Annotated in this window: 2 protein-coding genes; both read left to right on the top strand. The window is 55.1% G+C overall.

Annotated elements, in window-relative coordinates; translation table 11 throughout:
* On the top strand, positions 1-447 hold a 447-nt coding region (locus tag D5269_RS17850), incomplete at its 5' end, for a sigma factor-like helix-turn-helix DNA-binding protein (RefSeq protein ID WP_120487599.1).
* Between the two features lie 501 nt (positions 448-948).
* Entirely contained in the window at positions 949-1122 is a 174-nt protein-coding gene (locus D5269_RS17855; protein ID WP_002578908.1) for a hypothetical protein, read from the top strand.
* The last annotated feature ends 199 nt before the right edge of the window (positions 1123-1321 follow it).

Genomic DNA, 1321 nt, shown 5'->3' on the forward strand with positions numbered 1-1321 from the left:
AAAAGGAAGTTTGATGCAGAATGGACCCGGCTGGAACAGGAATACCGCGCAGCCGGTATGGACGATAGGCAGATCGCAGCGATGAAGGAATATGACTGGTCCTGGTTTTGCAGCCAGCGAACCTATCAGAACCGCGTACAGGCCCTTCCCAGCGAACAGTGTGAGGACGAGAGCGAGCAGTCCTGCCTGTTCCGAAAATTTGAATCCCTGTCCTGCACCTGGGACACCGGCGATGTGGATTCCCGGCGGTTTGGCTGGCTGTCCTCCCTGGAGGATGAACTGCTGTACCGGCGGCTCTGCAAATTGCCGGAGGACGATCTGGAACTGCTGACCCTGCTCATTGTGGACGGATACCGGCAGGCCGATGTCGCAAGGCTGTGGAACTGTTCCCGGAGTGCAATCACACAGCGAATAAATAAAATCAAGATTTTTTTGAAAAAGGCTTAACAAATCGCCTTTCCCAATGCCTACACATTGAAGGGACAAGTCCTCTTGCCCCTCATTGCAGCTTGACAACTGAATATACGGCATAACAGGTACATAACCCGTATCGAAGCGGAAAAGGCGCGCCGCCAGGACGGTTGCTTGCAGGAGGTGATGACAGACAGGCAATCCGAGCGATCTACGTCCAGCCTTAAACCCGGAGATGGCGTTCCGGGCGCGATGATGGTGCGGGGGCTTAAAGATACTTCCTCACGGCCCGCCAAAGACTTGGGGGGAACCCTGCGGCGCACGAGTAAAACGGCGCTGCGGAGTTATGACAGCTCTGCCGGGAGCGGCCTGTTATGTCCCTATCGTCAGGGGGCGTGGCAAATATGACGAACCATCCAAACAGAATTGCAGCAGCCGTACCGGACGGTATCCAGCGGCAACCGCCGCCCTTATCTTTCGATACGGCTGCTTTTTAACCATAGAGTAAAAACAATTTTTGAACGGAGGTGCGTCTTTATGACCAAACAGACAACCCCGACAAGCTCCTACAAAGAGGTGCGGATCGGGAAAACCATTTATCGTGTCACCAGCTTTTTTTCGGGAGAAAAGGACCTGGGAAAGACGCTGGAACAGCTGGCAGTCAGACGCGCCATGTCGGAAGCCATTCCAGCTGCCAGCGGTTCCAAATAACAGAAAGCCTCGCGGCCTGCCGTTCTCGCCTGTCGGCTCGGTCGGTGCTTCTAACCGCCTTTGGCGCTTAGAGGTCGCCACCGGCGACCCGCACCATTGCGCGGCGGTGGATTCTCCGGTAAGATATTCATGCAGGGTAAAACCTGCGGAGCCATTTTGCCGCACGAGGTATGGATTCTGAGATGGTCGGGAGGTAAAA

The organism is Anaerotruncus sp. 1XD42-93 (assembly GCF_009917605.1).
Lineage (GTDB): Bacteria > Bacillota > Clostridia > Oscillospirales > Ruminococcaceae > Anaerotruncus.

What these genes read in the sequence shown, in the direction of transcription:
- D5269_RS17855 (WP_002578908.1), top strand. Translation starts at nt 949, where the DNA reads ATGACCAAACAGACAACCCCGACAAGCTCCTACAAAGAGGTGCGGATC.